General features: G+C 43.9%; 17 protein-coding genes. 11 read left to right on the top strand and 6 right to left on the bottom strand.

Annotated features, from left to right (window positions below):
- Positions 1–49: 49 nt before the first annotated feature.
- Together pnp and rpsO are read right to left on the bottom strand one after the other, a co-directional pair.
- The gene (gene pnp / locus AC4CVD_RS01650) at positions 50–2137 is read right to left on the bottom strand and encodes a polyribonucleotide nucleotidyltransferase (RefSeq protein WP_171054252.1); all 2088 of its coding nucleotides are present in this window, start codon (positions 2135–2137) and stop codon (positions 50–52) included.
- Between the two features lie 260 nt (positions 2138–2397).
- Entirely contained in the window at positions 2398–2667 is a 270-nt protein-coding gene (rpsO, locus tag AC4CVD_RS01645; RefSeq protein ID WP_004692669.1) for a 30S ribosomal protein S15, read from the bottom strand.
- Between the two features lie 251 nt (positions 2668–2918).
- Between rpsO and AC4CVD_RS01640 the strand changes: the two genes are divergently transcribed.
- Entirely contained in the window at positions 2919–4217 is a 1299-nt protein-coding gene (locus tag AC4CVD_RS01640) for a serine hydrolase domain-containing protein (protein WP_490751838.1), read from the top strand.
- Between the two features lie 688 nt (positions 4218–4905).
- Here AC4CVD_RS01640 and recD read toward each other — a convergent pair.
- The 3 genes from recD to AC4CVD_RS01625 are packed head-to-tail and all read right to left on the bottom strand — an operon-like array spanning position 4906 to position 14166.
- Complete coding sequence (gene recD / locus AC4CVD_RS01635; RefSeq protein WP_490751836.1) at positions 4906–6690, bottom strand: exodeoxyribonuclease V subunit alpha; 1785 nt, start codon at positions 6688–6690, stop codon at positions 4906–4908.
- Between the two features lie 39 nt (positions 6691–6729).
- Positions 6730–10482, bottom strand: coding sequence for a UvrD-helicase domain-containing protein (locus AC4CVD_RS01630; protein WP_490751834.1), 3753 nt, complete (start codon positions 10480–10482; stop codon positions 6730–6732).
- A gap of 3 nt (positions 10483–10485) precedes the next feature.
- Positions 10486–14166 carry an exodeoxyribonuclease V subunit gamma gene (locus AC4CVD_RS01625; RefSeq protein WP_490751832.1) on the bottom strand — a complete coding sequence of 1227 codons (3681 nt, stop codon included), beginning with the start codon at positions 14164–14166 and terminating at the stop codon, positions 10486–10488.
- Between the two features lie 178 nt (positions 14167–14344).
- Here AC4CVD_RS01625 and AC4CVD_RS01620 point away from each other — a divergent pair, with 178 nt between their 5' ends.
- Positions 14345–14887 carry a hypothetical protein gene (locus AC4CVD_RS01620; protein WP_004978793.1) on the top strand — a complete coding sequence of 181 codons (543 nt, stop codon included), beginning with the start codon at positions 14345–14347 and terminating at the stop codon, positions 14885–14887.
- A 622-nt stretch (positions 14888–15509) separates the two neighbouring features.
- Here AC4CVD_RS01620 and pap read toward each other — a convergent pair.
- A complete protein-coding gene (pap, locus tag AC4CVD_RS01615; protein WP_279746360.1) occupies positions 15510–16937 on the bottom strand; it encodes a polyphosphate:AMP phosphotransferase in 1428 nt (475 codons plus the stop codon).
- 196 nt (positions 16938–17133) lie between these two features.
- Here pap and AC4CVD_RS01610 point away from each other — a divergent pair, with 196 nt between their 5' ends.
- From AC4CVD_RS01610 to AC4CVD_RS01570, 9 genes are all read left to right on the top strand, one after another.
- The gene (locus AC4CVD_RS01610) at positions 17134–17838 is read left to right on the top strand and encodes a DUF8198 family protein (RefSeq protein WP_114836923.1); all 705 of its coding nucleotides are present in this window, start codon (positions 17134–17136) and stop codon (positions 17836–17838) included.
- Between the two features lie 167 nt (positions 17839–18005).
- Positions 18006–18950: a bifunctional demethylmenaquinone methyltransferase/2-methoxy-6-polyprenyl-1,4-benzoquinol methylase UbiE gene (ubiE, locus tag AC4CVD_RS01605; RefSeq protein WP_058868807.1), complete on the top strand. Its 945-nt coding sequence runs from the start codon at positions 18006–18008 to the stop codon at positions 18948–18950.
- Between the two features lie 23 nt (positions 18951–18973).
- The gene (locus tag AC4CVD_RS01600; protein ID WP_005400926.1) at positions 18974–19645 is read left to right on the top strand and encodes a ubiquinone biosynthesis accessory factor UbiJ; all 672 of its coding nucleotides are present in this window, start codon (positions 18974–18976) and stop codon (positions 19643–19645) included.
- Between the two features lie 12 nt (positions 19646–19657).
- Positions 19658–21277 (top strand): ABC1 kinase family protein, encoded by a 1620-nt coding sequence (locus AC4CVD_RS01595; RefSeq protein WP_490751829.1) that lies wholly within the window; start codon positions 19658–19660, stop codon positions 21275–21277.
- 162 nt (positions 21278–21439) lie between these two features.
- Positions 21440–22516 (top strand): patatin-like phospholipase family protein, encoded by a 1077-nt coding sequence (locus tag AC4CVD_RS01590; protein ID WP_490751827.1) that lies wholly within the window; start codon positions 21440–21442, stop codon positions 22514–22516.
- A gap of 72 nt (positions 22517–22588) precedes the next feature.
- Positions 22589–22765, top strand: coding sequence for a hypothetical protein (locus tag AC4CVD_RS01585; RefSeq protein ID WP_490751825.1), 177 nt, complete (start codon positions 22589–22591; stop codon positions 22763–22765).
- A gap of 12 nt (positions 22766–22777) precedes the next feature.
- Positions 22778–23998, top strand: coding sequence for an FAD-dependent oxidoreductase (locus AC4CVD_RS01580; RefSeq protein WP_490751823.1), 1221 nt, complete (start codon positions 22778–22780; stop codon positions 23996–23998).
- Between the two features lie 256 nt (positions 23999–24254).
- The gene (hisIE, locus tag AC4CVD_RS01575) at positions 24255–25037 is read left to right on the top strand and encodes a bifunctional phosphoribosyl-AMP cyclohydrolase/phosphoribosyl-ATP diphosphatase HisIE (RefSeq protein ID WP_348928595.1); all 783 of its coding nucleotides are present in this window, start codon (positions 24255–24257) and stop codon (positions 25035–25037) included.
- Positions 25038–25048: 11 nt separating this feature from the next.
- Positions 25049–26551, top strand: coding sequence for an AAA family ATPase (locus AC4CVD_RS01570; protein ID WP_490751821.1), 1503 nt, complete (start codon positions 25049–25051; stop codon positions 26549–26551).
- Positions 26552–26560 lie beyond the last annotated feature (9 nt).

Here is a 26560-nt window from a genome sequence, read left to right as displayed (position 1 = left end):
CTAAGACAACTCAATTCACATGGCAAAAACCATGTGAATTGACAAGAGATTAAACTTGTTCGATATCTTTCATCGTCAATTTGATACGACCACGGTTGTCTACATCCGCAACTTGTACCTTAATTTCTTGGCCTTCTTTCAACACATCTGCCACGTTTGCAATACGCTCGTTCGAGATTTGTGAAATGTGAAGTAAGCCATCAGTACCTGGAAGAATGTTTACAAACGCACCGAATTCAACGATACGAATGACCTTACCGACGTAAATTGTACCCGGCTCAATTTCAGCAGTCAGTGCTTGGATTTTTGCAACAGCAGCAGCAGCAGCAGCTTTGGTTTCACCAAATACACGAACAGTACCGTTGTCTTCAATATCAATTGCAGCTTTGGTTTCTTCAGTAATAGCACGGATGGTCGCGCCACCTTTACCAATCACGTCACGGATCTTGTCTGGGTTGATGTTGATCACTTGGAATGTCGGTGCATGCATTGAAATTTCAGGGCGAGCACGTGAAATCACTTGGTTCATTTCATTCAAGATATGCATACGACCCGCATACGCTTGGTTCAATGCCGCTTCCATGATTTCTTCAGTGATACCTTCAATCTTGATATCCATTTGAAGTGCAGTAATACCGTTCGCAGAACCGGCTACTTTAAAGTCCATGTCACCTAAGTGATCTTCGTCACCTAAGATGTCAGAAAGAACTGCGAAACGCTCGCCTTCTTTCACTAGACCCATTGCAATACCTGCAACTGGCGCTTTCAATGGAACACCTGCATCCATAAGTGATAATGAAGCACCACATACAGAAGCCATTGAAGATGAACCGTTTGATTCAGTAATATCCGATACGATACGAATCACGTACGGGAAGCGGTCAGCTGCAGGAAGAACCGCTTGAACACCACGACGCGCCAAACGACCGTGACCGATTTCACGACGCTTAGGACCAGATTCACGACCTGTTTCACCGACAGAGTATGCAGGGAAGTTGTAGTGCAACATGAAGTTGTCAGTTTTAGTACCAGCTAGGGTATCAACCATCAACGCATCACGGGTATTACCTAAAGTGGTAGTTACCAATGCTTGAGTTTCACCACGTGTGAATAATGCAGAACCGTGTGCACGGCCTAATACGCCCACTTGAACATCAATGGCACGAACAGTTTTCGTGTCACGACCATCAATACGTGGTTTACCAGACAAGATGTTGTCACGTACCGTACGGTATTTCAAATCTTCGAATAATTCGTCAACTTCAGCAGCAATGCCAGTTTCATCATTTTCAGGAACGAACTGAGCAACAGCTTCTACGTGAAGTGCATCTAATGCTGCGTAACGGTCTTGCTTAACAGCAATGGTATACGCTTCAGAGATTTTCGCTTCAAATGCATCTTTCAATTTGCCAAGAAGCTCTTCATTTTTAACTGGCGCAACCCAAGTTGATTCAACCGCACCCGCAGCAGCAGCAAATTCTTTAATCGCTTGAATTGCGATTTGCATTTCGTCATGACCGAAAAGTACAGCGCCTAACATTTGGTCTTCAGAAAGTTCTTTCGCTTCAGATTCAACCATCAATACAGCAGCTTCAGTACCTGCAACCACAAGGTCAAGATCAGATTCTTTAAGCTGTTCTAAAGTTGGGTTAAGGATGTATTCACCGTTGATTAAACCAACACGTGCGCCTGCGATTGGGCCTGCAAATGGAACACCAGCAATAGACATCGCAGCTGAAGCACCCAACATTGCAGCGATATCACCTTCCATGGTTTTGTCAGAAGAAATAACAGTCGCTGTTACTTGGATTTCGTTGTAGAAACCTTCTGGGAACAATGGACGGATTGGACGGTCAATAAGACGTGAAATTAAAGTTTCAGCTTCAGACTGACGACCTTCACGCTTACCGTAACCACCTGGGATACGACCTGCAGCATATTGTTTTTCTTGGTAGTTAACAGTCAACGGGAAGAAGTCTTGGCCTGCTTTTGCTTTTGGTTGAGCAACGATTGCAACAAGAACCTGTACACCACCCATGGTGATCACAACAGTGTTTGCTTGACGAGCAACACGACCAGTTTCTAAAACAACCGTGTGTTGACCATACTGGAATTCTTTACGAATAATATTAAACATAGACATGTATTTTTCTTTCCTGATTTTTATTCTAGTGGAGACCCCTAAGGTTTGGCATTCACATCGCCATTTCAGGCAACTGTATAAATGACAAAGCTTAGAAGCCGACCTCACCAGAGACTAAAAATATGATTTTAAGACACAAAGAAGGAGCGAAACATTCGCCCCTTCCCCATTACCTCACAGAAGCAAGGTAGACTTTCTTTTTCAGTAATAAAGCATTCAAAATGCGATAGTCCGAAAATAAAAGTTTAATCGAATTAACGACGTAAACCTAAAGCAGCAATCAAGTCGCTGTAACGAGTAGCGTCTTTACCTTTAAGGTAATCAAGAAGCTTACGACGTTGGTTAACCATACGGATAAGACCGCGACGGCTATGGTGGTCGTGTTTATGCTCTTTGAAGTGACCTTGTAAATCATTTATTTGAGCAGTTAAAAGAGCTACTTGAACTTCTGGTGAACCAGTGTCGTTTTCAGCGCGAGCAAATTTAGCAATGATCTCTGCGCGATCTGCGTTTGTTAAAGCCATTCGATTTCTCCGAGATGCTTATAAGTTACATTTGATACAAATCAAATTGATTCTTCAAAACCAAGTTGACTGCCGTGCATCACTACAGCAAGGCATTATTTTAAGGGATCTAGCGCTATATTGCAAAAATGTTTTATGTTCGCAGTCAATTCGGCAACTGACGGCTTTGCACAAATCATGCACAATCATGACAATCCTGATTTTCAATATCAGACTCAGACCTAATAAAAACGAAAAATAGAGAGAAATTTGTGAAAATTTTATCTGCCAATACCTGTTATGTCCCCCATGACCTCAACCACGTGATTCGCTCTAAGGATGAGGTCTCCGCTACCTTGGGTGGCATGAATGACGCACAAATTCAAAGCATTTGGGCCAGTGTAGAGTCCCTATATAAAACAGGAAACTACCCTTTCATCAGTCTCTGTTTACGTCGTCAGGGACAAATATTGTTAAACCGCAGCATTGGTTATGCGCAAGGCAACTCAGCCGATGGTTTAGCGGCAGATGCGAAAATTGGCACACCCGACACCCCAGTTTGCTTATTTTCCGCCTCTAAAATCGTTACAGCCATGCTGATTCATATGTTGGATGAACGCGGCGATCTGAATTTACTCGATCCGATTAGCCACTATATTCCTGAATATGGCTTAAACGGTAAGCGTCGTGCCACCATTTTCCATTTACTCGCTCATCGTGGTGGCATTCCGCGCATTAACAGTAAAGTCACGCCTGAACTGTTGTTTAATCAAGATCAAATTTTAGAACGTCTTTATGCTGCACAACCCGTTTCAGCCTCAGGTACACATCTGGCGTATCACGCCGTGACGTCAGGTTATATTTTAGGGGAAATTATCAAGCGGGTAACAGGTCAAACGGCCCGTGAATTTCTTGCCGAAAATATCGAAAAACCCATGGGCTTAGATTACTTTAACTATGGTTTAAAACCTGAGTATCGAGCGGATGCCGCTTTAAACTATGCCACAGGTCTACATCCACGTTTAGGCACAGACCATTATCTTAATCGGGTACTGGGCGGTGGTTTAGAGTTGGCGGTCGATGTGACCAATGATGTGCGTTTTATGGACACGATTTGCCCAGCGGGCAACATTTATACCAGTGCAGAACAAGCTGGACGTTTCTTTGAAATGCTCTTGAGTGGTGGCGAATACCAAGACAAACAAATCATGAGTGCCCAAACAGTATTTCGCTCGACCTTGGCCACGTCAGGAGTCAGTTTAGATCGGACATTATTAGTCCCGATGCGTTATGCCTTAGGCCCAATGTTAGGGAGTAATCCTATTGGGTTATTTGGACCCATGACTGGGCAAGCCTTTGGACATCTCGGGTTTTCCAATATTCTCTGCTGGGCCGATCCAGAACGTGATATTAGTGTATCGCTATTAACCACAGGAAAATCTGTCGTCGGGACTCACTTACCGGCTTTAGCGAAAACACTTTATCAAATCTCAAAGCATTGTCCCAAAATATTAAAGCATCAACGTCGCTCCTTATTTGCAACAGATAGAACCGAAACAGATGTAGTCTGAGCATAAAAAAAAGCCCAAGTAAACTTGGGCTTTTTTGCGCTGTAGTGTTCTTTTATTTTTGTTCTTGTTGTTTTGGTTATCATTATAATAATGCGCTTTTCCGCGTCTTGTATTAAACATTCCATGTTTAATTATTTACGTCCTTATGTGACACATTTTGCCACACAGAGCTAAAGAGAAAAGTCGCATTTTGCTCATCTCCATGTAAGCGATTGCTTACATTAAACCCTCAATTTCTCCACAATTGAACCTAAATCACATTCTAAAATTCAATAAATTACACTTAAATAAATAAAAAACAGATACTTAATAAATTAATTAAAAGTTACAAACCACAATATATTGCGCCAATATCTACCCAACCGTTCATATATTAATGTATTTGTGTTTCGATAAATGATTGGCTATTTTTTGTCATATTATGCCAATTCAGCAGATATAAAAAAGCCTTGTAGTCTCTCCCAAAACTACAAGGCTTAGCGGCTGTAAGTTTCCTCTTTCACCTACTTCACTGTAAGTTCGCTGTCTACTGACGTTATTATTATCTTTTTGCGATTATACTCAACATTCCGTGTTGAGCTCTTTATGTGAAGCCATCTTCTCAAAATCCTCAGCAAAGCTCTATGCGCAAATCTCCTGAATCCCTGTAAGCCATTTCGTACAAAGCTCCTATTTGTTTATTAAATCTTCACAATTGAATTTGTTGATTAATTTTTCTTGATAGACCACTTTCTCGGGTGGTTCGAGTCACCATAGCATGTACGAATGCATCGGCATCGACCAGTAAACTAACAACTTTTTTCGCCCGCGTAATTGCGGTATAAATCAACTCTTTACTGAGTAATTTTTCAGCCTGCCGATCTAAAACCACCGCGGTATGGGTGAACTCAGAGCCTTGAGATTTGTGAATGGTCAGTGCAAAAGCCGTTTCAATATTTTTGGGTAACCGTGTCGCGGCCACCCATTTATCCAAACTAGGGAAATACACCTCAAACTGCAACTTACCTTGTTGAACGCGCTGTAAACACAGGCCAATATCACCATTTGACAAGCCCAACTGATAGTCGTTATAGGTCATCATCACCGGACGGCCCAAGTACCATTCGCCTTGTTTGATTTGTTTTAATTGTTCCAATAGGCGCTGCTCGATTTGCAGATTGAGCTGTTTTAAGCCGAAATGGCCATGGCGTATGGCGGCTAAAATACGGTAATCATCAAAATGTTGAATCACTTTGGGCACGAGAGACTCATTAGGATTTTGCTGATATTGCTTTAAAGCCTCGACATAGCCCTGAAAGCCGAGCATCAACAGATCATAATAATGTTGTAACTGCTCTGCAGATAAAGCCTGCTCAGGCAACAATTCGAGCTGTAAATAATCGACCTTGACCTGATCCAACTCAACTGCCTTCAACGTCGTGGCATTTACTACTTGCTGTTGAAAAGTATGCAATACGCTCTGTTTTTGGACAGGATGTATCGTTAAGTCAAAACAAGATTGCTGTTGAATAAATTGTGCCAACTTTCCAATCCGCGCATCTGATTTGAAACGACGGCTATTGACTAAATTGACTCTATTTTCAGCCAAAGCTGGAACCTGTTGTAGATCGGCAAGTACAGAACCGACATCGACCGAAGCCAACTGATCGGCGTCTCCCAATAAAATTAAACGGGCTTGATTCGGCATGGCAGCAAAAAGCATCTGCGCCAAATTTAAATCCAGCATGGATGCTTCATCAACGACAACCACATCATAAGGTAAAGGTTGTCTGCTATGAAAACGCGGTTGCTGCGTATTCCCTAAACCCAAAAGTCGATGTAGCGTCACAGGATTTAAGTTTTTCAAATCTGGACTAACTAGGTCTTGTAACTTTTCATCCTGAAAAGAGTTCTGCAGGGCTTCTTTCATCCGCTGCGCCGCCTTACCTGTCGGTGCAGCCATCGCAATACGAATATCAGGCAGACTTTGCTTGAGCACCGCAATAATACGCGCCAAGGTATAGGTTTTCCCTGTGCCTGGACCACCTGTAATGATCGAGAGCGCCTGCTCGGCCACCATCGCCAAAGCCTGTTTTTGGTGTGGATCTTCAAGTAAATGAGCATAAGCTGAAATATCCACTTGCGTTAAGTTTTGCAGTTTTAACCGCGCCACTTGCTGGGCCAAGGACTGCTCTAAAGCCCAATAACGATACAGATATAATTGTTGCTGATCATAAACAAACGGTGATTTTTGCTGCTGTGCCTGCTGTTCATCCATCACCAAATCATCTAAGACTGTGAAGGCTTCAGCTGCAACCGAGATACAACTCTCACCGCGTAGCATTGCTTCAAGGACCTGTTGAATCATTTCACTTCGGGTTTCGGTGAACCCTGTTTTACTTAGCGGTGACTGTTGAATAAACTGACTCCAACGCGTTAACCATGTGTCTACCACGGCAGCCTGATCAATACTGGCTTTACGAACATTTTCCACACGGTTATCCTCAAAGTTATCCACAGCTTAATTGTTTGTTTATGAGTGACTAATTTCACTTAATTCAGAAGTTTTGCCTACATGATTTTCAGTAGAAGTATCCTCAGCAAAATAACCCAAGATGGCATCTAGTCTTAAAATAAACTCTGGGCTAGCACGCCAACTTAAAACCCCTTGATCGGACTGCCCATTCATTCCTCTCAAATAAAGATAACTCGCCTGACCCAGATGTTCTTCAATGTCATAGTCCAACAAATTCACTGTTAAATAGCGATGTAAAGCCACCAAATATAAGCCCGCCTGCAACCAATAACTGGCATGTGACATATTCAATTGGATTGCATCATGATTGTAGCTCTGCTGATCCACCCCTAAGAAGTTACTTTTATAATCGGCGATGTGATAACGCTGACCATCAAAATAAACCAAGTCAATCGAACCAGTCAGATAACGAGCAGAATTGGCTTCATTTAAGTCGAGCAGATCAATGCCGTATTCTTGAAATAATGCCTGTATGCGTTTAATCGCGAGCACATGATCGGACAATGACAAATAAAAAGGAAACTCAGCCAAGTGTTCATCGGCTTTGAGTTGCTTCAACTGAAAACCAGCATGCAAAGGCGTTTCTAGCACATCTACTAACCACGCTTGCATCCACTGTACCAATTGGATTTCATCATCCTGTCCAAACTCGTTTTGATATTTGCCCAATAACTCTTGCCACAGTAAGGGACTATCATTTTTAAAACGACGATGAATTTCCAGTCCCCAGTCACGCGAGTCCTGGAAATCAATGTGCTCGAAAATTTCGTGCAGGAAGGTTCCCGCAGTCGTCCCCATTGGAAACTGCCGTTTAATCCACGCCAAAGGCTGACTCAGCTCCACATCTTCAAGCACAGGATGATTAATCTCGTCATCCGCACTACCCACTTTCTCGCTCAAAACCGCTAAGGCATCCATTGCCTCTTTGCGACTCAAATGCTGTGCCAACGCACTAAAACTGGTTTTGGAACGTGGATAAAAACGCTGTTCAGGAAAGGCCAAGGCTTGCAGTTGAATGATCTCTTGCTGCTGGGCTGGCTGTAAACGGATCGGCTTTTCAGTCAGCAGCACCTCATTACCACTAGCAGGATGTTCAAACAGATTACCTGCTTGACCACGCCAAAACGCCAATGCCGTATTTGATTTATATTCCTGATCTTGCAGTAAGGCATACACGCGGTGGCTGGCGCGGGTCAGTGCGACATACCATAAGCGATGCTGTTCTGCTTCGGCTCGCTCATTGTGTTGCTCAATCGCGGCTGGGTCTAATAGGTTGGCATCATTTACTGCCACGATGCGCTGTAACTCGCTCTGCCCTGTCGTCGGATTGATCTGTTCCAGTGTTGAAAAGTTTAAGGTTTTATTCATTTCCTTAAAGTCTTTGTCGGCACCCAGCAAGAACACAATTTTAAACTCTAGACCTTTGGACTGATGAATAGTCATCAGCTGTACGCCTGTGGCATTGGAGAGTTTGCGTTCCAACTCCCACTCACGTTCCGCAGGCAAATGTAACTGTTTGAGATACCAATGATACAGTTTCTGCGCGCCTTGGAACTGCTCACTATGTTGGCTCAACAACTCAGTCAAATGTCGAAGATTGACCACAGTCCGTTCGTTGTCTCGGCTTTGGTAAGCCACCAAGTTTTTCCACACTTTAAAAAGGTTTAAAACGTATTGCCATGCACTTAAAAAGCCTTTATTGATCCACATGTCGCGGATGTCATCAAAATCCGCCATAAACTGGCTCAGACCGTTGGCTTGTTTTTCCAGTTCTAGTAACTGTTTTAAATCAATCGCCAACAGCCGGCTCAAAAGCGCACGGCGAACCTTGGCTTCATCAAAAGGATGCATCATTGCGGTCAATAACGCACCGACATCTTTCGCGACCTGACTTTCAAACACACTGCGTTTAGACGGACGATTGACCAAAATTCCCAAACGCTCTAGTTCAAACTGAACTTTGTCCAAGCCATCATGGTTTTTCGACAACACCGCGATATCATTTGCCCCCATAAACTGTGGCGGATCATCTGCCACATACAGTTGCTGTTGAATGCCTTGGTTGATTAAATCACGAATTTTCCATGCCACTTGTTGAGCTTCATTTTTTTTATCTTCAAGTAACAGCCAACGCAGCGGTACATGGTTTTCACCCTGTGCATCGACCAAAGCAGGATGTGGTCGAGTCCCTGCTTCGACAGGTTGGTAATAGACCTGCTCACCAAAGTCCTGTTGGCGTTGAAATAAAGCATCCACCACCTGTACCAGCTTTTGCACAGAACGATGATTATATTTCAAACTATACTGCCGACCTTGCTTTGCCAAAACATCTAAACGTGCCTTGTTATACGTCAGCATGTCCCCCCCACGAAAGCCATAAATGGCTTGTTTCGGGTCACCGACCATAATCATACAGCCTTGATGATAACGCTGTGCATCACGCCAAATCCGCGCCAACATATCATCTTGGTCTTGGTTGGTGTCTTGAAACTCATCCACTAAAATGAGCGGATAACGTGCCTGTACAAACTGGGCAAAGCGCCGGCCTTGTTCGCCCTGTAAGGCTTCTGACAAGGTACGGATTTGCTGGGCAAAAGTCGTTTCACTCTTTTGCTGCAAGACTTGTGGTAATCGCTTTTTCACCTCAGAACTTAAGTGATATTTTAAATACGCATCCAACACATCCAAATTGAGCTCTAGCTCTGCCAACGCGTCTAAGAAACTGCGGACCTGTCGCCACACAGGATGCTGCTCAAACTGTTCTAGTACATCTACAGCACATTTGTTTAAGACTTTTTTCGTCGCAAGGTCAGTCAGATGTTTTAAGGTTTTTTCAAAATGTGGCGCGAATAAAGCATAAGCTCGTTGCTCTTTCAGGGCGGTCAAAAAAGCAGGTAAGTCCTGACATAAAATACGCTCCATCAAAGCATCGGTGCGCCACTTCTTCCCCAACACCGCATGGTATTGGCCCTCAGGGGCATAATAGTCTTTCAAGCTTTCAATCTGCGCCACATCCAGCGCGGTAAATTGATCAATGGCCTGCTCAAATTGCGTCAAATCAAGCACAGGTTTTTCCACCTGTTGAAACTGTGCCGATGCAAAGTTCAAACTATTTTCAACAATCGGCACATAAGCCTGTTCAGTCTTTAATTTTTGTTTTAACAGTAAATAATTCACCACAGGCTGTGGCTGTGCCTGAATCCACTCACGTAACACATCATGAATGAGCTGCTGAGTATAACTCTGCGCATCATCGGTAATATCCGCACGCTCAATCTTGCCACTTTCAAAAGAAAACTCACGCAGTAACTTTTGGCTAAAACTGTCCAGTGTGCCGACGAACAGCTCATCTAACTGATCAATCACCAACTTCAAACGCTCTTGGGCAAAACCGACCCGTTGTGCATAGTCTGTGAGCACCTTGGTAAAAAGCGGATCTTGTTCAGCGGCAATTTTGGCCTGTATCTCTCGCTCAGTCAGACTCTGACAACCTTCAAAATAACGTAAAGTTTCGATCAAACGAGCCCGAACGCGACTTTTCAGCTCCGCAGCGGCAGCACGGGTGAAGGTGGTTGCAATGACCTGATTCGGCAAATAGGCCCCAAGAAAAATACGCACCATCAAACTGGATAAAGTAAAAGTCTTGCCTGTGCCTGCTGAAGCTTCAATCCAATGCAAGCCCTGAAAGCTCATATCGGCAATGGGTTGATAAGACATGTTCGATGTAGAGACCTGAGACTGTGCTGTCATGACTTAGTCCTCAAGGCTTTGCTGATGCAAAAATATCGGATGATATAGTTCATAAGAAAACTGCTCGCAGGCATGGGCAAGTAATGCCTTGGCATCCTGCTCTTGTAGAATAAACTGCCAGTCGCGGTGTGCTTTATTGGCTTCGTTTTCAGTCATTGAAAAACCACTAAAGCGACCATCTTCTTCCCAAACTTTATAAATGGCGTCCATGTCGGCAATCACCATCTGTCCCTGATCATTCAATTGCCATTCATGGGTTTTATCTTTTTCTGCAATTTTCAGTAACAAGGCCGCAGGTAAAACCAAAGGCTGAGTTTGTGCATACTCCCATGCTTTCAACCAAGGTTTGAGCCATTCACGCGCCTGATTTGAACTCACACCAGTACATAAAATGGTTCGGTCACTAAACACCACGATGCGTTGATATTGCTGTCCGCCCTCACCCAAATTGACATAAGCCAACCACAGTAAATACTCTAACCAAACTTTGGCACGGCGCTTTGCCCGAGCACTGGATGCTTCTACACTGACCCATTTTTCAGCACTAAATTTGGCTAGGGTGACATTGATCTGTAAATGTTCATTCACCTTCCAGACTTGTTGGGTCGTGGCTGTAGCCTCAGGCGCATAACGTTGTAAACGTGTCAGCAAGCGCTGCTGTTCAAGCACGCTCATTTGCCAGACCCCATCTTGGACTTTACCAATCGGCAGTTGATCCATCAGAAGATTGGCATCTGCCGCTGCCTCATGTTGTTGTAAAAAATGACGAATGGCATAACGTCCTAAACCATCGAGCAGTAACGGTTCTTGCGTTGCAGGAATCTCTTCTGGTTTTAAGTTTTCCACGCCTAAAGTCTTGAGATACAGCCTTGCAGGGAAAGTGATGTCCTGAATCCACTGCTGACTATCAAGAACTTGAATATCTTGCTCTAATTTTGGATAAGGCGTGTTAACCCAACTACTCCGTTGCCCCGATGCATACTGTAGTTGTTTCGCGACCTGAAACCATTGATCCTGAAAACGAATACTGTGCTCAGACTCAAAACCACGCGGATCAAAAGGCAATAAAGGATGGACATGATACAGCGATGCCAACTGTGCAGGGACAGTCACACCATGCTTATCAACCGTTGCATTGACCCTCTTGCTTTGTATGTCAGGCTGCACAATAAAGGCCATATGCTGAATCAGTTCTTGCAATACCGTAGACGGATCACGGACTTCACCATCGTTGATATCAAAGCCATTATAAAATAACCATATGTTCTCTTGTGCCAACAACAAGGCATCTAGAAAAGCCCCTTGATCATCTTCCAAACGGGAACGATCCCCCAGTTGTGGCTTCAGCAAGTCCATCAGGTCAAAAGGCAAATGCGCACTGCGGTTGGGAAACTTGCCACTGTCCAAGCCCAACATCACGATCAACTTATACGGCACAGGTCGAATCTGGCCAATTTGACTAAACGTGATCTGCCCCGTGGGTTCTGCATAGTCCAGTTGCGCTTCTAAGGTCTTTTGGATTTCTTCTAATACATAAGGCAAAGGTAAACTTAAACTGCGCAGTGCATGATGGTCGTGTTCGTCATAGAAACTCGCCAAGGTCAGCATACGTTCTTGTTTTTTGACCATCTTATACACTGCGGCCAAAGACTCGACACCTGCGGCTTCAAACTCGCGAATATCTTCCATCAAACTATTCAGCCAAGTTTCCGCAGTTGTCCGTTGTCCAGTTTCATGCGCGATCATCCACTCGGAACGGTGTTTAAAATCTTGATAAATTTCAATCAAAACACCAATCAGCTCAAAATCACTCGACTGTACTTGGGCATAGCTCAAGGTCTCATGAAACAGCACATGTTCTGGTACAGCGACGCCTAACGCCAAACGATCTAAGGCAAACTTCAGACTATAACGATAGTCATCATCACCTTCGGCCAGACTACGTTTTAAATGCTCGGCATCCAATCCACGTTTAAAGCCCGCGTTGATCAACAGCTCCGTCATTCGCTCGATCATATTCATGTCTAAGCCGTAACGTTGTTGCGTTGCATTTAAACTGAGCCAATCAGCAAAGTCCTCAATACTGAAACGCCCCCGCACCAAGACCATCCGTCCCAGCACAGCACGCCAGGCATTTAAGGCATCGAGTTGAGTCACGCCTGCCAGCTTAATCGGCAGATAAATACTGTCTTTACTGAGTTGGTGACCCTTTTGCAAAGCTTCACGCTCATGCGGAGGAGGCGCAAAAACACTGCGAATAAAAGGTTCTAGCTCAGTCAAACTGGGCGTCAACACTAAAATATCGCTTGGACGTCGCGGTGCATCAGCCGTGCCCTGAGCCAACCAATGCGTCAGTTGATCTTTGAGGACTTCAAGCTGTCTAAGGCTGGAGTGACAGACATGAATCTGTATCGAATCATCTTGTTCAGCCAAGGCATACTGATGCTGCGTAGGTTCTACCAAATACAGGACATCAGACTGAATTTTACCAAGTAAAGTTTCTGGATATTCATCGACAAAGATATCGGCCCAGACGCCGTCTTCACCTGAAGAAAGGCTGGAAAGTAAAGAGAAATGGTCGCGCGCTTGTTTACCAAATCGGGTCAGTAAAGGATGGCGAGACTCTCGGGTTTCTGCATTAAAATTGAGGGTAAACTCATCAAAAAACTGCTGAATCTCGGCATCATTGGCATTTGGATTTTTTTCAATAAAACGCTGCTTCACCCGTGCGTCATAACGCGCTTTCCAATTGGGATCGACACTGTCCGCCCAATATTCTTGCGATGGGTTATAGTGAAAAATAAAGATCTCGAGGTATTGTCCCAATCGATGTAAAAACTCCAATTGCCTTGGCGGTAAATCTAAAACCGTAAATACCACCAACTGTGCAGGCAACTTTTTAAGTGCAGCGTCTCGGGTCTCTGCTTGATCGAGTAAGCCCCAAAATGCAGTATCAATACGCTGAATTTGTTCAAAGTCAGCATGGAACACCACTTGCCAGAGCCAACGTTGCCATGCTTCCAATTCATAAGCTTGATTGAGTTGAAAAGCACTGAGTTCTTGCTGAGTTTTAAAGAACATCTGCTCCAAATCGAGCGGCTGGTTTTTGCCCCACGCTTGTAACCAATTGGTCTGGCAACGGCAACTTTGCGGTGGGCAGCCTTTGGTGCAATGCCCACGATAATCCATATAAAAACTAAACAGCCGTGAAACCTGCTCCGCGACCCAATACAGCATGCTTTGCTTTTTGAGCTGTTTATCGATGCCTTGTTGCAAACGGTCAGCGCTGGCATAGATCCGCTGAATAATCGGATACAACGGATGAGCAACCTCTAAAGGATTCAGCTCGGCTTGTATAAATTCTTTTAAGGCTTGAAAGACACGCCATTTAATAATCAATCGCGGAATATTGGCTTTACGGACTTCATCTTTTTGGTCGACCAAAACCCACTGATAAGCCGACCATTGAAAACCACGAATACGATGATGAAACTGCGTGTTGGCACTGATGCCCTGCTGTTCTGCCAACTTTTGTGTTAGCCAAGCCTCAACCGCAGGTGAAGGTACAATAAAATGCTGTGCTTGCAGCACTTGAAAGGCATTTTTGGCCGGTTTAAAGACGGTTTTTTGCATGGCTTGCAACAGAACATCAATACGCTGACTTTGTATTACGTGTATCGCCATGTTTCCTCTCAAATAACCATCTTATGAAAAATCTACAAAAGTACACAGATTATTGACTATACTTCTGGTTCTGTCTATGTCACTTTGATGACATATTTCTATTTAAAATTTGCTTTAAAATACGTACTTTAAGCAAAACTAGAATCAATGTGAATCAGGATATTTTAGGATTTAGAAAATGAAATTAGAGCATATTCCAGAAAAAATTGATCCCTCTTTAAATTTAGAACAAATCCGTGAAGAGTGTTTGGATTTAGTCAAAAAGCGCGCCTATTTTTCCGCAGGTGCAGCGGTTATTCCAGTCCCTTTCCTTGATGTGGTGATTGATGTGGGCATATTGTCGCAGTTGATTCCCGAAATTAACGCCCGCTTTGGTTTAACCCCAGAGCAAGTCAGTGTCTACGACCCAGAAACCAAGCAAATACATTGGTCAGAACTGCGTAAACGTGGCGTGGAGTTCTCTGGACTGGTGGTGGCACGTACAGCCGTGAAGAAATCCCTCAATAACATGGCAGCCAAATACATCACCAAACAAGTCACCAAATTCATTCCCTTAGGTGGACAAATGATTGCGGCCAGCTTGGGTTATGTCGTGATGAAAAAAATTGCGGAAACCCATGTGGAAGAGTCGTATAAGCTCGCCAAAGGCATTCAACTGAAACAAGCCGCTGAACAAGGAATTCCTGTTGCAGCGCCAGTGACTCAAATTCCCTTAAGTTAAAGAACTAAATCCGCCTCTAAAAAACGGTCAAATGACCATAATGCCAGTCCACTAAAAAGCCGACTGGCATGTCTTTTTAAACTCTAAATTCTCATCGATACACAACAACGTCATTCGCAACCTGCTCAGCCTTTAAAATGGACTGTTTTTGCAATAAAAGTTGTTTTATATACAAAAATTGAACAGGTTTTGCGAATGACAAATGTTTTTGGTTCTTTTGGCTAAACAAAAGAACCAAACGAACTCCAAAAATTAGACTTTAAGCGGTAAGACTCCGCAATAAAGAGCTAAAAATGCAACCTGAAATCGACTTAAATATTCCACCAACTTATTGAAAAATAACTATCTTGGCAGAGTCTTATCAGGCTCTTATCCAATTTCATCACTATCCAGAGGCTCGCCCTACTTTTCTTTCGGGAAAAGTAGGCAAAACCATTTTCATCTGCAAAACCTGTTCTCTTTTTGGATTTATTAAAATAAATCGCAGACATTATTTTACTTACACCATGCAGGTTGCAAATGACATTTCCGTGTATCGTATTTTTGTCGAGCTCAGGTTAAAAGGTTAATACGAAACTACTTAACCAACTCACATTAGCTCAAATGACCGTTTTTAAGCTTTTTAATCTGTATCGCGATCCGCTTTGAGCTGTTTTAAAATTGCCCTTAAGACTTCAATTCGGGCCTGTTGTTTATCATTGGTGGAAATAATATACCAAGGCGCATAACCCGTATCGGTATGTGCAAACATATCCGCGGCTGCCTTTAAATAGTCATCCCATTTGTCGCGATTGCGCCAATCTTCTTCGGTAATTTTAAAACGTTTATGCGGAGTACTTTCGCGGGCTTTAAACCGCGCTGCTTGTTCATCTTTATCTATCGCCAGCCAAAACTTAATCAGCACGGTTTGACTGTTACTGAGGTTTTTTTCAAAACGATTGATTTCCGCATAAGCGCGTTGCCATTCCACCTCGGTTGCGAAGCCTTCTACCCGTTCTACCAAAACGCGTCCATACCATGTCCGATCAAAAATAGTGATGTCATCCGACTGCAATTTGCTCCAAAAACGCCACAGATAAGGACGACGTAACTCATATTTTTCAGGTGCGGCAATGGTATGAATTTCATATTCTCGTGGGTCGAGCTTTTTCACAATGCGCTTAATCGCCCCCCCTTTACCCGCAGCATCCATACCTTCAAAAGCGATCACCACTTTACGGTCATCACAGCGGATGGCATCGGCCACTTGTTTGGTGAGTTTTTTCAATTCTACTTTATAGTTCGCATCCTCAGCTTGAGGGACTTCAAACTGAGTCAGAATATCTGGTATTGGTGCTTGCTGCCATTTTAGCGCGGCCTTTTTTTCATGCTCTGGACAGTGTCGCAGCGCTGTTAAAATCGCTTGTGCAAAATTGTGATTACGCAAATCTTCATCTTCACCATCAATGATTTGCCAGTCATCGGTGAAGCGCGTACGTAGCTTTTGTAAGGTGTCATATTGTTTTTTATTGCGCCAGTCTAGCCCATGCAACTTATGCCAATGCACTTCGCTCTGGTCCATATCATCCAGACGCTTTTGCAGAGACTTCCACGACAAATCGAACCAAACTTTTAAGACATCTACGTTGTTGTTTTTTAAGTCCTGTTCAAAAGCCCGCATATTGCTGACGTATTCATCAAACAAAGTGTCGTCCAAAGGCTTTGAAGCATGCATGGCCGTAGCCAACAAGTCCCCATACCAATTACCAAACCACACCATAATTTGCCCTTCGGCAGGTACAAATCGAGTATAGGGCTGCCAAAAAGGCTGTTTTAGATTAAACAGATGCGGTGGATCGGCTTTGACATATAAAAAACGCGGATCGACCCATTCGCGCAGCTGTTTCACCGCTTCGCCTTTACCCGCAAGTTCAATTCCACTGACCAAAATCACTAAACTTTTTGCATTGCTCTGATCACGGGTATTCATCAACGCATATTGCGCTTCAATTAAGTCCAGTGAAAGCTGTTCTTCATTCAGCACTGTACTGACGATCGTTTCTGTATCCATTGCCCCCTCCTTTTTTCTATTTAATCAGATCACTAGATCCTAAAAAATGATGGTCTAGATGATTTTCATATGTATCTTTTGACTACTTCTACATCAAACTGACCACAAATAAATAGTTTTTTTGTCACTTTGTCATAGCGAGTTCCGTCATCACGCACTAAGATTTAGCTATCTTTAAATAGAACTGAGACAGCAAATGTCCAAACTCGCCGCCCTCGATGAGCTTTTAGAACAGTATTACCAATTGCATTATCATCAAGATTCGGTGCTCTTCCAACGTTTACAAGATGTGCAAACTTGGCAAAAACAGCGAATGCAGCGTACCCACAACAAAACTTTCACAGAAAAGCAAAATCTGTTGATGGCCGAGTATTTTATCAACCGTTTATATGGTGGCCCAGATTTTGATGCTTTGGCGGGACAAATTGCCCGCTTGAGCAAATATGCGCACAAAGCAGAGAAATTAATTCCTGAAAATGCCATTAAAACCGGTACCTCTGGGGTTGAGTTGGCGATTTTGGCGGTGCGACTGGATGAACAAGTAGCAATGCAATTGCTGAAAGATCACCATCCCTATGAAGCCTTAACCGATGATTTGATGCGCCAAGCCTACTTAAAACTAGAACAAGGCGAAGAACGCTTGAAACAGCTATATTTACTCGATCAATTGGGTAAGAACCTCGATAAATACATGCGCTCTTTTATGGTCTATACCGCTTTTAAGATGTGTAAAGGGACGGCCAACAAATATAACTTCAATATCATGTATGATTTTATGCAAGATGGCTTTTTGGCCATGAAACCGCTAAAGTCGGCGGAGAAATTTGTGAAAGACTTTACTGCGGTGGAACGTCAAATTATTGATAAAGTACATTCGGGTCATCTATACCCATTTCAGTAAATTTCAGATTATTCCTTGATAAAAATAAGGCAGTGGCTGCATAGCTCTGCTGTTTTTCTGTATATTATTCAGCACAATTGCATGATGGTTACTGTACAACGTCCTAGAATCTGTCATCATGCATGCACTGCAACATTTACCCTATTGCTATGTTAGGAGTGACTCCCATGTCGAATGAAAATCAAACGCCTACCGCTACTCAAGAGTCGGCACAAAACACAGACAAAGTGAGTCCATTTTTAACTGAACCATTACCCCAAGGTACGGCGCAAGGTCAACAAAAATCATTACAACAACAGTTGACTGATACCCCAGTGACGGGTTCTGTACCTAAATACAATCTTCCTCGCGGTGCCAACACAGGTAACGTCGGCAGTACCACACACTTTGGTTACCAAACTGTCAGCAGTGAAGATAAAGCGCAAAAAGTGGCGGAAGTTTTCCACTCGGTTGCCAGCAAATACGACATTATGAATGACTTGATGTCTTTTGGTATTCACCGTCTATGGAAACGCTTTGCGATCAATATGTCAGGGGTACGTCGTGGTCAACGCGTATTAGATATTGCTGGCGGGACAGGCGACTTGGCTAAAGTGTTTAGCCGCGAAGTTGGCCCTACAGGTCATGTAGTACTTTCAGACATTAACGAATCCATGCTCAATGTTGGCCGTGACCGCCTGATTGATGCTGGATGTACCAATGTTGATTTCGTATTAGCCAATGCTGAAACCTTAGAGCCATTTGAAGACAACAGCTTTGACCTACTCACGATCTCATTTGGTCTACGTAATGTGACCGATAAAGATGCAGCACTTGCTGCGATGTACCGCGTGCTTAAGCCAGGTGGTCGCCTACTGGTATTAGAGTTCTCTAAACCTGTATTTGAACCGTTTTCAAAACTGTACGACCTATACTCGTTCACCGCACTGCCGATCATGGGTAAAATTATTGCCAATGACTCAGAAAGCTATAAATATTTAGCCGAGTCCATTCGTATGCACCCAGACCAACGCACGCTAAAAGGCATGATGGAAAATGCAGGCTTCCAAAACTGTGACTATCACAACCTGACAGGCGGTATCGTTGCTGTACACCGTGGTTTTAAACTTTAAAATTAAACGTTTAAGGGCAAATTATGTGGTCGATTCTGGCACTCGGTGCAGTTGAACGATTAATTCATCATGTGATTAATTTGGATGCGATCACTCGCATCCAGCTCAATGAACTACAAGGCAAGATGTTACGTGTGGTGATCGCATCCCCGCAACTGTCTGTAGATGTGTTCTTTGACCAAGCCAAAGTGCGCTTAGAACCTACCGTTACAGGGCATAGTGAAACAGCGTCCATTTTCGAACAACGCCCGTTTGACCAAGCTCAATCTCACACCCCAGCAACCGCAACTTTAACGGTGGCCAATGTGGTTGAGCTGCTCAAGCTATTACTGGCGGATGATATCGGCAATATCCCGCTCCAAGGTGATTATCACCTTCTACAGGATATTCAACGGATTATGCAACACGCTGAGCCTGACTTGGCTGCGTATTTAAGCCCATGGATTGGCCCAAGTTTGGCGCATGAATTGGCTAAAATTCAGCTGGCCCCAAAACACATCAAACAGGCCTTACAAAGTCATTTTTTCTTTGCTGAAGATGCCTTGAAAGAAGACAGTGGTCTATTTGCCCCACGTTGGCAAATGGATGATCTGCATCAAGACACCCGCATTTTTAATCAAAACTTAGATCGTGCCGAAGCCAAAATTCAACAGCTTCAAGCACAGATTGACACTCAAGACTCAACTCAAAACTAGGTATTTACATATATGATTCCGCACGTTTCACGTTTACTCGAACTTTGGCGCATTGCCGCGCACTATAGACTCGACACGTTGTTTCCTGCGGAAGAATTGCCTGAAAAAGCGCGCCATGCGCTGGGTGTAATTCGTATGCACCCTGCGGCATGGTCCAGTCGTGAACGAAAAAATCCACTGAAGCTCAAACAAGCTTTAGAGGAAATGGGACCACTGGCGATTAAAATGGGACAACTACTGTCTACTCGTCGTGACCTAATTCCACCTGAAGTGTTACAACAAATGGTTTTGCTCCAAGACCGTGTCAAACCGTTTGGTTCTGATGTGGCGAAAATGCGCATTCAAGACTCACTGAAAGCCGATGTAAACACGCTGTTTGCTCGCTTCGACGAACAACCCTTGGCAGCAGCCTCGATTGCTCAAGTACATACGGCCGCTTTACATGATGGTCGCGAAGTGGTGGTGAAAGTCACCCGTCCCGCTATTCGTAGTCAAATTTTACAAGACTTTGAAATTTTAGAATGGCTAGGTGATTTTCTAGAAAAACGCCTAGAAGCCGCGCGTGCACTGCACTTATCTGAAATTATTCAGGACTATCGTCAGGTCATTTTAAATGAACTGGATTTGACATTAGAAGCCGACAATACCCGTCGTATGCGCCATTATTTTACAGGCTCAAGCATGATGTATGTGCCTGAAGTCTATATGGATAGCAAGGACGTGATGGTGGCCGAACGCATTACAGGCGTTCCCATTTCAGACATTGAAACCTTTGAAAAACTGGGGATGGATCGTAAAGATTTGGCGGAAAAAGGCTTAACCATTTTCTTTACCCAAGTCTTCCGTGACAACTTTTTCCATGCCGACATGCATCCGGGCAATGTCTTCGTTGAAACCCTAAACCCAAGCCAACCCCGCTATATTGCGCTGGACTGTGCCATTATGGGTGAGTTATCGAAGCACGACCAAATGACCGTGGCACGTATGCTACTTGCGGTCATGAACAGCGACTTTATGCAACTGATTCAAATCGTGCATCAAGCTGGTTGGATTCCCCCGGGTACAGACCAAGATGCACTAGCACGTGAAATGCGTCGCACGGTCGGGCCAATGGTGTCCAAACCCATGCATGAATTGGACTTCGCGGGCATTTTGATTCAAGTGATGGATATTGCACGACGCTTCCATTTGGAAATTCCACCACAGCTGATGCTGCTGCTTAAAACCCTCGTGCATGTTGAGGGTTTAGGGACTGACCTTTACCCAGAGCTGGACATTTGGAGTTTGGCAAAGCCAATCCTGACCGATTGGATCAAAGCGCAAATGAATCCACAAAAGAACCTAAAAGAGCTGGGACAAAAAATTCCAGATTTACTTTTAGGGGCACAAGACTTCCCAACGCTGTTGGTCGATAGCTTAAATGGTCTCAAAAACCAATCAGCTTGGCATGCTAAACAGCTCAATGAACTGCAAAGTATGCGCCTACAAATGGAGCATCAGCAAAAACGCAGTTGGATTTTTGGTAGTCTCATGGCCATTTTGCTGTCGATTGCGATTATCTCGCCTTGGTTTATTTCAGTGATTTTAATTGTACTCACCAGCTTACTGGCGGTGTGGCGCGTGTTTAAATAGACACTTTCTGCTGTATTAAAAGCCTGAGTCTCTCAGGCTTTTTTATGTTTAGGTTTTATGTCGGAAGTGACTCCCAAGTCATTCTTGGATCACTTTTGCCAATGCGCTCATTCTCTCACCAGTTAAAATGACAATACATATTGTCTATTTTGAATGATCACGATGACTCAAATCCTGCATAAACACCCTCCAGCTTTAAGCATTCGTGCAGGTAAATTAGCACGTCAACTCATTCAAAGCGAAGGCTTACAAGCTGAGCAGGTCGATATTGTACCCGGTGCCGCAGGTGGGCCCAAAGGCATCGGGATTCAAGGTTTAGACCAAGCTATTTTTGGTGAATTCTTTGCTCGTGCGCCGCAAAGACGGACTTTGATTGGTTCGTCCATTGGCAGTTGGCGCTTTGCCAGCATCTTAGCGCACGGTGCAAAAGCAGGTACCGAACGTTTAGGTGAACTCTATACCAATCTCTATTTTGACAAAAAAATGCAGCGTCAAGAAGTCAGTGATATTTGCCGTGGCATGCTGCTCGACTTGGTGCAAGGCAAAGAAGCGGAATTGGTCAATCATCCCGATTACCACCTCGCGGTACTGTCGATTAAGGCTCAACACATCTTCCAAAGTGACCAAGTTCTCCCGCTCTTGGCCTCTGTGGCAGGTATCATCGGCACAACCGCTGTTGCGCGAAAGCATAGTCGCCACTTTATGCAACGAGTGATTAGTCAGCCCAGCAATAGCAAACAATTTAAAGTAGAAGATGATTTCCTCACTCATTATCACAGTCTCACCGCTAGAAACGTTCTGCCTTGGTTGATTGCTTCAGCCTCTATTCCAGGCGTGATGGCCGCGATTCGCGATATTCCAGATGCACCACAAGGCAGTTATCGTGATGGTGGTCTGATTGATTATCACATCGATCTGCCTTTTGAGAGTCAAGGCATTGTGCTTTATCCGCACTTTACGGACAGCATTACGCCGGGGTGGTTTGATAAACTGTTTAAACGTCGCGCCAATCCTGAAAACCAAGCCCGTACGCTACTCTTGTCTCCGTCCCAAGACTATTTACAGAGCTTACCTTTAGGACGCCTGCCCGATCGTAAAGATTTCACACTCAAAGGGCTCGAACAAAAACAGCGCATTCAAATGTGGAACCAATGTATTTCTGAAAGTCAGCGCTTAGGCGATGAGTTCTTGGAAATGGTGGAAAAACAGCATTTTGCACAGGGCATACAAGATTTATAAACAAAATTTGCGCATGAATGTAATCTTGTTTAATCTGACCAAATAAAGAAAAATCGAGATTACATTTTTTCTATGCTAACAATAATTTCAAGTGAACAAGAAAAGTATGCTCAAATTATTGAATTACAAAATGAATCTTGGGAACGAAATGTGATTTCAAGCTCTTTAGAGGATTTCATTCAAATCAACATCGACCAATTAAAAAAATCGGATGATATTCGTTATGAATTCATTTTAGACAATGGTTAAATCATTCGATCTATGATTTCTAATCACCCACCCCACTTCGCCATTATTGGTGCAGGAACCGCAGGATTAGCCACTGCGATTTTACTGGCTCGACAAAATATTCAAGTCAGTATTTTAGAGAAAGCCTCAGAACTTGAACCTGTCGGAGCAGGACTGTTACTACAGCCCTCTGGTTTAGCTGTTTTTGAGCATTTAGGCCTTTTAGATGAAGTTTTAAGACTCGGTGCAAAAGTCACTGGGCTCAAAGGCCAGTTGCCGAGTGGAAATTTACTGGTCAATAGTCATTATCAACAAGCGCATCCTGATTTTTATGGTGTAGGGATTCATCGAGCAACGTTATGTCATGTTTTAGAAAATAAATGCCGTGAATATCCAGAACTCATTACGTGGTATATGAATACCGACATTCAAACATTAGAACAAACATCCGATCAAGTTCGAGTTTTGGGTACAAAAGATGGCGAAGCATTTGATCAGGCTTTTGATGCTGTAATCGTTGCCAATGGCGCACGTAGCCTTTTAAGACCCAAAAAATGGGTAAAGGTTGATCAAGCTTATCCTTGGGGAGCAAAATGGACAATTGTTCCTGAATGTCTTGAATTAGATGCAGAAATTTTACATCAGTTTCATGATCGCTCTAAAATCATGATGGGAATCTTACCGACAGGTACAGTGCCACATGAACCCAAGCAAAGACTGTCGAGTGTGTTTTGGAGTCTTCCAAGCCATCAGCTAAATAACTTTCTACACAATTCACAAGCTCACTCAGACTGGTTAAACCAAGTGTCTAAGCGTTGGAAACCTGCTGCGGATTGGTTAGAACAAGTCATTGCCCAGCCTGAACAAAAATCACAATGGTTAACTGCAAATTATCGTGATGTGGTGCTGTCTAAGTTTGGTGAGGGTCGTATTGGTGTGATTGGTGATGCAGCACATGCCATGAGCCCGCAACTGGGGCAAGGCGCAAATATGGCCCTTTTAGATGCATGGGCTTTGGGGCAAGCGGTTCAAAGCGCAAGAAAAAATGAAGCCCTTGATTATGTCCAACTCTGGCAAACTTACCATCAACACCGTCAAAGTTCGACGGCGTTCTATCAATTTTTAAGTCGTTTACTCACACCACTTTACCAATCTGACCTATGGTGGGCAGGTGGTTTACGTGATTTAAGCTTTGCTTGGATGTATCGAATTCCCTATTTCCGTAAAGAAATGGCGGTGACGATTTCAGGTTAAAAATTAGGCATGTTCAGGCAAATGAACTATCAAGATATTGCAAAACAAAACAATCATTCTGTGTAGAATGCGACGACAATCATCTTCATCCGCTTTGGATGGGTGACGGATAGATGAATTCCTAAAATACATCAATTAAGCCACTGTGAGATAACTGTAGAAAGTTTCTCCTTTATTCTGTTTAAATCACGTAGACTATAGACCGCTACGTTGACATCGTAACACTCTCAATATTTATTCGCTTGGTGAAAGAAACATGAACAATTTGCAATGGCTCGATGAAGTAAAATTTAACGAACAAGGTTTAGTCCCTGCCATTGCACAGCATCACCAAACAGGGCGTGTCTTGATGGTTGCATGGATGAACCGCGAAGCTTTAGCGTTGACGGCCGAGAAAAACCAAGCCGTATATTTCTCTCGTTCACGCAACAAGTTATGGCACAAAGGCGAAGAATCTGGGCATTTCCAAACCGTACATGAAATTCGTCTTGACTGCGATGCCGACGTAATCGTGCTGCAAATTGAACAGCACGGTGGGATTGCCTGTCATACAGGTCGTGAATCATGCTTCTACCGTAAACTCACGCCAAATGGCTGGGAAATTATGGATGCACAGCTCAAAGACCCGAACGCGATTTATGGTGAAAAATCGACCAATCCACATACATTGGCGATGAATGCCTCAACGGCGCAGTCTGAGCAAGTTGAAGTTTTGTCTTACCTCGGCCAAATGATGGCTGAGCGTAAAGCAGCGGATCCAGACTCGTCTTATGTTGCAAAGCTGTACCACAAAGGTCTCAACAAAATTTTAGAAAAAGTCGGTGAAGAAGCCATCGAGACTGTGATTGCCGCGAAAGACTTTAAGTCTGAAGCCAATGAAGATCATAAAAATGATTTGATCTATGAAGTGGCGGATCTTTGGTTCCATACGATTGTGGTTTTAGGTTATTTCGACTTAGACCCTCAAGTGGTTCTTAATGAATTGGCACGTCGTCAAGGGCTTTCTGGTTTGCTTGAAAAAGCCAACCGCAGCCACTAAGTTTATTGCCTGTGTCGAATATCATCAAACCGAGCGCGACTTATGAGCAAGCCATTGCCATTGATAACGCGCGTCTGGGCAAATCGTTTAAAGTGATTGCCTATGCAGGCACAGGTAAAACCACCACACTGCAAATGATTAGCGATGCCATGCCACAAAGACGTGGCATGTATTTAGCGTTCAACAAAGCCATTGCCAGCGAAGCGCAAACGAAGTTTCATGGCAATGTCGACTGCCGAACCTTTCACTCGCTTGCTTTTCGCAGTGTTCCACGTGGAGTGACGGACAAACTTCGTCTGCCTCGTTTAAGTCCGAGTTTTATTGCCAAAGAATACCGCCTTGAACCCATCACCCTAAGACGGATGATGGGCGGACGTTATGAAAAATATGTGTTGATGCCATCACGCTTGGCCAGCCTTGTGGCCAATGCAGTGAGTCACTTCTGTTCAACCAGTTCTCAGTACCCAGCGCCGCGACATTTACAAGCACCGAGCTGGTTACACCCTGATGATATCGATTCACTACAAAAGCACCTCTACCCTGCCATTGAACGTCGTTGGTTAGAGTCCATCAATCCCAATCATCAGGCTGGGATTGGTCACGATATTTATTTAAAACTGTGGGCACTGTCTGAACCGAATATCCCAAGTGACTATGTGTTGTTTGATGAGGCACAAGATGCCGATCCGCTGATGTTGGGCATCTTACTGAAGCAGCGTAATACACAAGTGATCTATGTCGGAGATGCACACCAACAGATTTATGCATGGCGCGGCGCAGTCAATGCCATGCAACAACTGCCTTTGCCTGAGTCACGCCTTACCACCTCGTTTCGTTTTGGTGAAGAGATTGCATTGCATGCCAATGCCATTTTAGGCGCCTTGAATGAAACCGTGCCACTCATGGGCAACCCTCTGCTCAACTCCAAAGTGGTCAACAAACCTCATACCAAAATGCGCGATGCGATTTTATGTCGCACCAATGCGCGCGCCATGGAACTGCTGCTTTCAGGATTAGTTCATGGCGACAAAGTCAGCCTACAAGCCGACCATGTCAAACTGAACCGCTTTGTCGATGCCGCAGCGATGTTGAAACAAGGCAAGCGCGTCACCGATGTGCCTGAACTGGCCTGGTTTAATTCTTGGCATGATGTACATGAATACTGCGAAACCAATGACGGCAGTGACATCAAGCCTTTAGTGAAATTGGTGGATGATCATGGCACCGATCCACTCAAAAAAGCCCTTGCAAAGATTACGCCGATTGAACAAGCGGATTATATTATTTCCACCGCACACAAAGCCAAAGGCTTAGAGTGGAACCGCGTTCACATCGAAGATGATTATCAGTTTAAGGTCAACGACAAAGACCATAAAATTAGTGATGAAGAGTTAAGACTGCTTTACGTGGCCTGTACACGTGCTAAAGTAAGTCTAAATATCCATCACATTTACGACCTGATGCAACAGCTGAAAAAACAAATGCCAAGCTCATTACGTAAAGTTGTTGGATAGTCGAATGTA

This window comes from Acinetobacter sp. LipI_23 (assembly GCF_058243045.1).
This window is presented reverse-complemented; position numbering and strand designations above follow the sequence as displayed.

Excerpts from the sequence above, each read along its gene's own strand:
- pnp (WP_171054252.1), bottom strand. The coding sequence starts at position 2,137 with ATGTTTAATATTATTCGTAAAGAATTCCAGTATGGTCAACACACGGTT.
- rpsO (WP_004692669.1), bottom strand. The coding sequence starts at position 2,667 with ATGGCTTTAACAAACGCAGATCGCGCAGAGATCATTGCTAAATTTGCT.
- AC4CVD_RS01630 (WP_490751834.1), bottom strand. The coding sequence starts at position 10,482 with ATGACAGCACAGTCTCAGGTCTCTACATCGAACATGTCTTATCAACCC.
- AC4CVD_RS01625 (WP_490751832.1), bottom strand. The coding sequence starts at position 14,166 with ATGGCGATACACGTAATACAAAGTCAGCGTATTGATGTTCTGTTGCAA.
- AC4CVD_RS01620 (WP_004978793.1), top strand. The coding sequence starts at position 14,345 with ATGAAATTAGAGCATATTCCAGAAAAAATTGATCCCTCTTTAAATTTA.
- pap (WP_279746360.1), bottom strand. The coding sequence starts at position 16,937 with ATGGATACAGAAACGATCGTCAGTACAGTGCTGAATGAAGAACAGCTT.
- AC4CVD_RS01610 (WP_114836923.1), top strand. The coding sequence starts at position 17,134 with ATGTCCAAACTCGCCGCCCTCGATGAGCTTTTAGAACAGTATTACCAA.
- ubiE (WP_058868807.1), top strand. The coding sequence starts at position 18,006 with ATGTCGAATGAAAATCAAACGCCTACCGCTACTCAAGAGTCGGCACAA.
- AC4CVD_RS01600 (WP_005400926.1), top strand. The coding sequence starts at position 18,974 with ATGTGGTCGATTCTGGCACTCGGTGCAGTTGAACGATTAATTCATCAT.
- AC4CVD_RS01595 (WP_490751829.1), top strand. The coding sequence starts at position 19,658 with ATGATTCCGCACGTTTCACGTTTACTCGAACTTTGGCGCATTGCCGCG.
- AC4CVD_RS01590 (WP_490751827.1), top strand. The coding sequence starts at position 21,440 with ATGACTCAAATCCTGCATAAACACCCTCCAGCTTTAAGCATTCGTGCA.
- AC4CVD_RS01585 (WP_490751825.1), top strand. The coding sequence starts at position 22,589 with ATGCTAACAATAATTTCAAGTGAACAAGAAAAGTATGCTCAAATTATT.
- AC4CVD_RS01580 (WP_490751823.1), top strand. The coding sequence starts at position 22,778 with ATGATTTCTAATCACCCACCCCACTTCGCCATTATTGGTGCAGGAACC.
- hisIE (WP_348928595.1), top strand. The coding sequence starts at position 24,255 with ATGAACAATTTGCAATGGCTCGATGAAGTAAAATTTAACGAACAAGGT.